The organism is Streptomyces sp. AC627_RSS907, assembly GCF_019049165.1.
The window spans coordinates 109,356-118,527 of sequence record NZ_JAGMUE010000183.1; the positions used below are offsets into that span (position 1 = coordinate 109,356).

5 protein-coding genes are annotated in these 9,172 nt (G+C 75.5%); 1 reads left to right on the forward strand and 4 read right to left on the reverse strand.

Annotation, left to right across the window (positions count from 1 at the left end; genetic code table 11):
* Nucleotides 1-27: 27 nt before the first annotated feature.
* Complete coding sequence (locus tag KUM32_RS31220) at nt 28-1,671, reverse strand: trypsin-like peptidase domain-containing protein (RefSeq protein WP_217145325.1); 1,644 nt, start codon at nt 1,669-1,671, stop codon at nt 28-30.
* Nucleotides 1,668-2,027, reverse strand: coding sequence for a CU044_2847 family protein (locus tag KUM32_RS31225; protein WP_217145326.1), 360 nt, complete (start codon nt 2,025-2,027; stop codon nt 1,668-1,670). Before KUM32_RS31225 ends, KUM32_RS31220 begins: the two co-directional genes overlap by 4 nt.
* A 221-nt stretch (nt 2,028-2,248) precedes the next feature.
* Here KUM32_RS31225 and KUM32_RS31230 point away from each other — a divergent pair, with 221 nt between their 5' ends.
* A complete protein-coding gene (locus KUM32_RS31230; RefSeq protein WP_217145327.1) occupies nt 2,249-5,875 on the forward strand; it encodes a S8 family serine peptidase in 3,627 nt (1,208 codons plus the stop codon).
* A gap of 231 nt (nt 5,876-6,106) precedes the next feature.
* On the opposite strand, the gene KUM32_RS31235 is transcribed toward KUM32_RS31230, so the two are convergent.
* Together KUM32_RS31235 and KUM32_RS31240 are read right to left on the reverse strand one after the other, a co-directional pair.
* Nucleotides 6,107-7,477 carry a carboxyl transferase domain-containing protein gene (locus KUM32_RS31235; protein WP_217145328.1) on the reverse strand — a complete coding sequence of 457 codons (1,371 nt, stop codon included), beginning with the start codon at nt 7,475-7,477 and terminating at the stop codon, nt 6,107-6,109.
* Nucleotides 7,470-8,927, reverse strand: a complete 1,458-nt coding sequence (locus KUM32_RS31240; RefSeq protein WP_217145329.1) for an acyl-CoA synthetase — start codon at nt 8,925-8,927, stop codon at nt 7,470-7,472. Before KUM32_RS31240 ends, KUM32_RS31235 begins: the two co-directional genes overlap by 8 nt.
* Between the last annotated feature and the right edge of the window lie 245 nt (nt 8,928-9,172).

Here is a 9,172-nt window from a genome sequence, read left to right on the forward strand (position 1 = left end):
CTCCGAGCGATCGGTGCGGCGGGCGGTTCAGCCGACGGGCGACTGCAGACAGGCGGCGGGTTCGGCGAAGCAGTGGGGGTCGTCCCACAGCAGCTGGACGTCCCTCGCCCAGTGCTCCTCGGGGTCGTCGTCAGCGTCCGCGGTCTCGCGCAGTTCCATGACCAGGCGGGGGAGTTCGGAGGGCGGGACACCGGCCACGGACACGGCGAGCTCGTCGAGGAACGCCGTGCCGGAGCAGGGGCCGTCGTGCTCGCCGCCCGGGCATCCCCGGCGCGGCCACAGCAGTACGGGCACGGGGACGTTGAGCCCCACCTCGAAGTACTCCTCCACGGCTGCGGGCGGGGCGGCGTAACCGGCGAGCTCCGCGTCGTCCCGCAGCCGCTTGCGCAGGCCGGCCGGCCGCTCGCGGGTACCGCAGTCGACACGGTGCAGCGTCGCGCCCGGGCTGACCCCCAGTTTCCGCCACTTCTTGCGCAGTTGGTGGCGGAGCCGCCCGCTGCGGTGGCGGTAGCGGTCGGTGACGACGAGCGGGTAGGCGCAGCCGAGCGGGGTGGGGTCGTCCTCGCCGCACTCCCAGTGCGCCACCGGTTCGTTCAGCCACTCCCGCGGCAGCACGAAGGTGAGCAGCTCGTCGGCGCCCGGGTCGAGCTGCGTGAACGCCTCGTCGAGGCGCTCCTGCACGAAGGAGCGCACCGCGCCGCGCGCCAGCCGGCGGGCGGCCACCGGGCGGCGCTGCCCGTCGCGGTAGGCGGACACCTCGACGGTGACCTGGTCGGCGCCGGCGCCGCTGTGCTCGATCTCGACGACGATCGGCGACCACGTCGCGGGGCGCGGCGGCGGGGCGTGCAGCAGTCGCTCCAGGCGGTCGGCGAACCGGGCGACGGCGCCCGGGTCCGGCACCTCCCACTGCACGTACGCGGCGGCCTCCCACAGGGAGGTGAACCCCCCTTCCGGCGGCGGCGGGTCGAAGGCGTCCGTGGCGGAGACGTACAGCCGGTTCGGATCGCACGTCAGGCCGGACTCCTCGGCCCGGCGCACCAGCGCGTACAGGCGCCTGCGGGCGTCCGCCCGGTGGCCCTGGGTCGGCACCAGGGCGCCGAGCTCCGGCCAGTAGCGGGCCATGACCTCCACGGGCAGCATCCTGCCGACGCGTACGTCCCGGGCGCCCGCGACCGAGGAGACCATGCCGGCCACCGTGCCGTCGGCCAGGGTCACCGCCGCGCCGCTGAACCCGGCCGCCAGCGGCTGCCCGTGTGCCGTGAGCGCCTCCAGCTGGGCCCACTCGTCGGCGATGAGCGGGCCGGGCAGGGCGCGGTAGGAGGCGAGCGTGCCCTCGTCGTACTTCTTCGGGAAGCCGTAGATGACCAGCTCGGGCGCGCTCTGCGCGGCGCCGGGCGGGGCGAAGACGGCCGGGGCGAGCGGCACCTCGCACTCCAGTTCCAGCACGGCCAGGTCGCCGCGGTCGTCGGAGCCGGCCCGCCAGCCGCCGTGGACGGCGACCGTGGCCCTCAGCTCGCCCAGGTCCCGGCGGCCGGGGAAGCTCGCCGTGATCGTCGCGCTGTCGCACCACCTGACCACGTGGGCGCAGGTGAGCAACCGGCGCGCGGAGACGAGGAATCCGGCGCCGACCTCGTTGCCGCACTCGATGCGGGCGTGCCACGCGCCGTTCATGACCGGGCGGCGGCTTCCGGGTCCTGGGGACGCGTCGTAGACGACTGGGGCGACCAGCTCAGTTTCACCACCAGGTGGCCTTCCGCCGAGCCCTTCGCGATGACGGCGCCCGCCTCCGCGCTGAGCTTGACCCCGAACTCCAGCTCCACCGCGTCGGGTCGGAGCGCGCCGTCCCGGAAGACCCGCAAGGCGGACACGGCCGCGGTCCGCACGCCTTCCAGAGCGCCCTCGAAGGTGCGGGCCGCCTGGGCCGGGCCGTCCGTGCGCGAGACCAGCCGGGCGCCGTCCTCGTCGTCCAGGCCCTCCACGACCACCTGGGCGCCGTCTTCCGTTCTGAACTCGACCAACCCGTCCATGCGCCGCTCGCTCCCCGTGCTCCGTGTCTTTGCGGAAAGCCATTGTGACGGACGGTACTTGGCCGTGTCCCGCGTTCCGTCAGGGGCACGTGGCGCCGTCGGCGGGAACCCGCCGGGGCGCCAATCCGCCAGGTTCGGTCAACCCCCTTGCGCCACAGGTCCCGTGAGACTCCTCCTGGCACTCGTCTCGGCACTCCACGACGACCTGAAGAGAGGTGTGCATGAGCGGCGCACTTGTCAGACGCGGGGCGACCCTCCTGTCGGCGGGGCTCGTGATCGCGCTGCTGCCGGCCGGCCCGGCGGCGGCGCAGGAACCGCCCGGGGGCACGGCCCGCCCACCGGCAGCCTCCGCCCGTACCGTCACCCTCGTCACCGGTGACCGGGTGACCGTCACCGACCTGGGCGGAGGGAAGAGAACCGTCACGGTCGAGCGGCCCGAGGGGGTGACCGGCGCCGTGCGCACCCAGAGCTCCGGCGGCCGGACCACCGTCGTACCGGACGAGGCACTGCCGTACCTGCGCGCCGGCACCCTCGACGAACGGCTCTTCGACGTCGACGCGTTGCTGGGGCAGGGGCTCGCGGACACCGAGACCGGCGCGCTGCCGCTGATCGTGACCTACGGCAAGGGCGTGCGGGCCGTCACCCCGGAGGGGACCGAGCGGACGCGGGCGCTGCCCAGTGTGCGCGGGGCCGCCGTCGAGGCCGGCAAGGGGCGGGCGTTCTGGCGCGAGTTCACCCGGCGCGGCACCGGCGTCGACGGCGTGTGGCTCGACGGGCGGGTCACCGCCGCCCTGGCCGAGTCCACCGCGCAGATCGGCGCGTCCGAGGCCTGGCAGGCCGGGCTGACCGGCGAGGGCGTCACCGTGGCCGTGCTGGACAGCGGCGTGGACGCCGGCCACCCCGACCTCGCCGGACGGGTCGAGCAGAGCCGGAGCTTCGTGGCGGGGGAGGAGGTGGCCGACCGGCACGGGCACGGCACCCACGTCGCCTCCACCGTGGGCGGCAGCGGCGCCGCCTCCGGCGGCAGGGAGAAGGGCGTCGCGCCCGGCGCCACGCTCGCCGTGGGCAAGGTCCTGGACGACCAGGGCACGGGCAGCGAGTCCGGGATCATCGCCGGCATGGAGTGGGCCGCGCGGGACGTGGACGCCGACATCGTCTCCATGAGCCTCGGCTCCACCGAGCCCAGCGACGGCACCGACCCGATGGCGCGGGCCGTCAACGCCCTGTCCCGTGAGACCGGCGCCCTGTTCGTCATCGCCGCCGGCAACACCGGAGCCCCCTCCTCCATCGGCTCGCCCGGCGCCGCCGACGCCGCCCTGACCGTCGGGGCCGTCGACTCCGCGGACGAGGCGGCCTCCTTCACCAGCGCCGGACCCCGCCACGGGGACAACGCGCTCAAGCCGGACCTGTCCGCCCCGGGCGTCGACGTCCTCGCCGCCCGCTCCCGGCTCAGCGGGGGCAGCGGTGACTACACCTCCATGAGCGGTACGTCGATGGCGACGCCGCACGTCGCCGGGGTGGCCGCGCTGCTCGCCCAGAAGCACCCCGACTGGACCGGCGCGCAGCTCAAGGACGCGCTGATGTCCACGTCGAAGCGGCTCGACGCCTCCGCCTACGAGCTGGGCGCGGGCCGGGTGAGCGTGCCCGGGGCCATCGGTGCCGAGGTCACCGCCACGGGCCGTGCCGACCTCGGCTTCCACTCCTGGCCCCACGACGGCGACGACCCGGTCACCCGGACCGTCACCTACACCAACTCCTCCGACGCGGACATCGAGTTGACCCTGTCCGTGCAGGGCGCGACCGAGGGTGTCGCCACCCTTGCCGACACCGCCCTCACCGTGCCCGCGCACGGCACGGCCTCGACGACCGTCACCGGCGACGGGGCCGGGGCGCCGGTCGGCACCAGCAGTGGGCGGATCGTGGCCTCGGCCGGGGGCACGCCCGTCGCGCACACGGTGTTCGGGCTGGTCAAGGAGGAGGAGCGGTACACGCTCACCGTGCACGTCAAGGACCGGGCGGGCGCCCCCGCCCCCGCAGACCTGGTGGTCCAGCGGCTCGCCGGGGGCGTGGACCCCGTTCCGGCGTACGTCGGCGACTCCGGCGCCCTGCGGCTGCGGCTGCCGCCCGGCTCGTACAGCCTGGCCACCTTCCTCGAGGTGCGCGGCAGCCACGGCGCCGACTCGCTGGGGCTCGGTTTCCTCGCGGCGCCCGAGGTCGTCCTCGACCGGGACAGCGAGATCACCCTCGACGGCCGTGAGCTGCGCGAGATCAGCGCGGACGTCGACCGGCGCACCGAGACCCGGCAGTTGCTCATGGAGTACGACCGCAGCGCCAACGGCGCCGACCTGTTCGGCGCGGTCCAGGTGCCCCTGAGGTACGACAGCGTCTTCGCCGCCCCCACCGGGAAGGTCACCGAGGGCGAGTTCGAGTACCGCACCGTGTGGCGGCTGGGCAAGCCGCAGTTGGAGGTGAAGGGGATCGGCGAGGCCGTGGTCCAGCCGGGCGGCACCCTGATCGAGGGCCGCACGCGGCTGCCGCTGGCCGACGTCGGCGACGGCCCGTTCGCCGGCGTCCGGGGCAAGGCGGTCCTGGCCCGGCTCACCGCCGGCACCGACCCGGCCGCCCTCGCCGGGGCCGCGCAGGACGCGGGGGCCGAGGCGCTGTTCGTGACCGACGACGCGCCCGGCCGGCTGATGCGGTGGTGGGGCACGGACGACAACGCCGACCGGCCGCTCCAGATCGCCACGGTATCCGCAGCCGACGCGGCCCGGCTGCGCGCGGCCGGCCGGGTCGACATGACCGGCACCCGCGACACGCCGTACGTGTACGACCTGTCGGAGGGACACCCCGGCGCGATCCCCGACCGGGACCTGACCTACGAGCCCGGCAGACGCGGCCTCGCCGCCGTGCACACCCGGTACCACGGCGCCGAGCCGGCGAGCGGCGGCGAGTTCCGGTACTCGATCACCGACGGCTTCCCCGTCGGCCTCGGCTTCAAGGAGCGGATCGACTACCCCGTCGAGCGGACCGAGTACGTGTCGACCGGCCCCGGCCAGCTGTGGCACGAGTCCGTGGACTGGGCCGGCGCCGCGCTGGAGCAGCGCGGCGGACTGGTCCGGTACGAGGGCGGCTCGCGCCCGGAGCTCGACTGGTTCAAGCCCGTCTGGCACCCCTACCTCGGCACCGGGCTCGGCTGGGGGCAGCAGCGCACCGGCAACCAGCTCCGGTTCAACGCCCCCGGCTGGGGCGACTCCGGCCCCGACCACACCGGCTTCGGCGACGTGTGGAGCGAGGACAGCGGGATGTCGCAGACGACGTCGGTGTACCTGGACGGCGAACTGGTCGACCAGGGGCCGAGTTCCGCCGCCTACGTCTGGGACGCGCCGGCCGACGAGCGCACGTACCGGCTCGTCACCGACACCGCGCTCGACCCGGGGCGCTGGAGGCACGGGACGAAGGGCCACGCCGAGTGGACCTTCCGCTCGGCCGCCACGCCGGAGGACCGGCCGACCTTCCTGCCCCTGATCAACCTCTCCTTCGACGTCGGCACCGACCTCGCGGGCGAGGTGCCCGGCGGGAGGAAGCTGCGGGTCGGACTCGGCGCGCGGTACGTGGCGGGCGCCGCGGACACCGGGACGGTCGGCGGCGGCTCGCTGGAGGTGTCGTACGACGACGGGACGACCTGGCAGCGGGTCCGGCTGAGCGGCGACGGCGGCGGGGCGGCGTCCTGGTACGGGACGCTGAGCGTGCCCCGCGGCGCCGGCCACGTCTCGCTGCGGGCCTCGGCACGTGACGACCGGGGCGGCTCGGTCACCCAGGAGATCGTGCGGGCCGTGGCCGTGCGGTGACACGCGGACGGCGCCGCCTCCCTGGGACGGGGAGGCGGCGCCGTCGTGTCTCCCGGACCGTCAGACCAGCCAGCCGACGAAGTGGGCGAGGCCGGCGAGGATGTCGGTGAGAAGGTTCATGATCGTGCAGCTCCTTGCGCTGTGCATGGTGGGACCGGTTGTGGGACATGTGCGTCGGCCACGGTCTGCAGCCCGTTGCCCGCACGCCGTCAGTCTCGTTGGTCCCGGCAGTCACATCCGCTCTTCTGAGCGACGATCACCTGTTCCAGGGAACATCTGATCGCCTGTTCGGATCACCCCCAGCTCGGCCAGGTCCTGGGGCCGCAGCCGCAGCTGACCGGCCGTCGCCCGCACCTCCTCGGGCGGGCGCTTCAGGATCGCGGCGGCGAGCTCCGGCGCGATGACGGAGAAGTAGCTGTCCGGCGTGGCCCAGGTGTTGCCGGGCGCGGCCAGCGCCAGCGCGCCGCCCGAGCCGCCCTCGCCTATCACCAGCGTGGTGACCGGGGTGCGGACCGAGGCCACCGCGCCGAACAGGTCGGCGATCGCCGCGCCCACCCCCTGCCGCTCCGCCTCCGCGTCGTTGGCCGCGCCCGGCGTGTCCACCAGGGTCAGCACCGGGATGCCGAGCCGGTCCGCGAGGCGGATCAGGCGGGTCGCGGTGCGGTACCCGGCGGGCCGGGTGGCCGTCCCCGTCTGGGCGGCGTACGCGACCGTCCGCCCCGCGTGCTCGCCGAAGCCGCAGAGCATGCCGTCCGGGTCCGTGCCCCCGCAGCGGTCGCCGGAGAGCGCGACGCGGTGCGTGAAGTAGGCGTCCAGGTAGGTCCGGGCGCGGGGGCGTTCGGGCGCGCGGGCCCGGACGACCGCGTCCCACCCGCCGGCCGGCAGGTCCCTCGCGCCCAGCGGCGCGGGCACCGGCGCGGGATCGCCGGACGGCGCCGTCAGCAGCCGCAGCCACCGCCCCAGCGCGCCGCGCAGCTCACCGGGCGGTACGACGGCGTCCGCGCTGCCCGCCGCCACCTGCGCCTCGGCCGTGTACGCCGCCGGGTCGGCGTCCGGGGGCCGGACCCGCGAGCCGGCGAAGCCGACCTGGGCGCCGGGCAGCGCGAGGACCACGTCGGCGCCCGCGCCCAGGGTCGCCCAGCCGCCCCCGGTGGCCGGGTCCCGCAGCACGGCTATCTGCGGCAGCCCGGCCTCGCGGGTGAGCGCCGACTGCCGGGCCACCCGCTGGAGCTGGGTCAGCGCGAGCATCCCCTCCTGCATCCGGCTGCCGCCGGTGGCGACCAACGGCACGACCGGCAGCCGGTGTTCCCGGGCGTACGTGTACGCGGCCTCCAGCCGGTCGCCGGTCCGCCGGCCCAGGGAGCCGCCGAGGAAGCCGAACTCGAAGGCGAGCAGCACGGCCCGGGCGCCCTCGACGTGCGCGGTGCCGCAGACGACGGACTCCTCCTCGCCGGTGCGGTCGGCGGCGCGGGCGCGCGAGGCGTCGTAGCCGTGCCAGCCGAGCGGGCCGTCGGGCTCCCAGGGCCCCTCGGGACGGGGCAGTTCGGTGAAGTCGTCGGTGAGCAGGGCGAGGAACTCGCGTGCGGACAGGCGCTCAGTCATGGGTCAGCGCCCGCTTCATGATCTTCCCCATGTCGTTGCGGGGGAGGACGTCGAGGTACCGGACGGCACGGGGCCGCTTGTGCGGGGCGAGCCGCCCGGCGACGTGGTCGGCCAAGACCTCCGGGGCGGGCGGCGACTGGGGGTCGGCCGGCACGATCCACGCCACGATCCGCTCGCCCAGATCCGGGTCGGGCTCCCCGGTGACGGCGGCCTCCCGCACCCCCGGGTGTTCGAGGAGCGCGTTCTCGATCTCGCCGGCCCCGATCTTGTACCCGCCGCTCTTGATCAGGTCGGTGGCCTTGCGGCCGACGATGCGGACGTAGCCGTCGGGGTCGCGCACCGCCATGTCGCCGGTGCGGAAGAAACCGTCCTCGGTGAAGGCGGCGGCGGTGGCGTCCGGGCGGTTCAGGTACGCGGTGAACAGGTTCGGGCCGCGCACCTGGATCTCGCCGACGCTCTCCCCGTCCAGCGCCGCGATCGGCGTGCCGTCCTCCTCCACGAGCCGCAGCTCCACCCCGGGCAGCGGCACGCCCACGGTCCCGGCACGCGGCTCGCCGTCCGCCCGGACGCTGGTGTTCATGAGGGTCTCCGTCATGCCGTACCGCTCGATCACCCGGCGTCCGGTCGCGGCGGCGATGCGCTCGTGGTCGTGCACGGGCAGCGCGGCCGACCCGGACACCAGCAGCCGGGCCCCGGTCAGCGCCTTCGCCAGCTCCGGGTCGCCGGGCAGGGCCTCGGCGATCCGGTGGTACATCGTCGGCACCCCGAACAGCATGGTCGCGCCGTCGTTCAGCTCGCGCGCCGCGCCCTCGGTGGAGAACCTGCCCAGGTGCCGCACCGACCCGCCGCGCCGCAGCGGACCGAGGATGCCCAGCACCAGCCCGTGCACGTGGAACAGCGGCAGCCCCTGCACCAGCACGTCCTCGCCGGTCCACCGCCAGGCGTCGGCGAGCGCGTCCAGGGTCGCGGCGAGCGCGCGCCGGGGGATGACGGCGCCCTTGGGCGGGCCGGTGGTGCCGGACGTGTAGACGACCAGGGCGGGGTCGCCGTCGCCGGCGTGCTCCTCGGGGACGGGCCCGGTGGCGTGGACGTCGACGTCGACGCGCTCCAGGGCGGCCAGGGCGGGCGGGAGTTCGCTGCCCGGGGGCGTCAGGACGAGCGACGGCTCGCTGTCGGACAGGATGTGCGCGAGCTCCTTGTCGCCGGACTTCGGGTTGAGCGGTACGGCGGGCACTCCGGCCAGCAGCGCGGCCACGACGGCGACGGCGGTCTCCATCGCCGGGGCCGCCCAGACGGCGACCCGTCCGGCGGCCCCGATCCTGCCGGCCGTCGCACCGGCCGCGGCGGCGAGTCCGGCGTACGTCAGTGAGCGCTCGCCGAACCGCAGGGCGGGGCGGTCGTCCGGGGGATCGGCCGGGGCCGGGGAGAGGGCCGGGAAGAGAGAGGACACGCTGCGCACTCCTTGGTTGTTGCTCGCGACTGCCGGTTCCTGGCGGGGACCTGCCCGAGGCCGGGCACGACCGGGTGGGTGGGTACCGGCCACGCCGACTCCGGCACGGCCGCCACCACGATGTCTCCGTACACCATCGACCGCCTAAAGAAACGCTCGCGGTCCGTGTCCGCGGGGACTGCTTCCGGAGCGTGACCTGGGCAGGAGGCGGGGGGACGGGGAGGCGGGGAGACAGGGAGACGGGG

Coding starts and splice junctions, on each gene's coding strand:
- KUM32_RS31220 (WP_217145325.1), bottom strand. CDS start 1,671: ATGAACGGCGCGTGGCACGCCCGCATCGAGTGCGGCAACGAGGTCGGC.
- KUM32_RS31225 (WP_217145326.1), bottom strand. CDS start 2,027: ATGGACGGGTTGGTCGAGTTCAGAACGGAAGACGGCGCCCAGGTGGTC.
- KUM32_RS31230 (WP_217145327.1), top strand. CDS start 2,249: ATGAGCGGCGCACTTGTCAGACGCGGGGCGACCCTCCTGTCGGCGGGG.
- KUM32_RS31235 (WP_217145328.1), bottom strand. CDS start 7,477: ATGACTGAGCGCCTGTCCGCACGCGAGTTCCTCGCCCTGCTCACCGAC.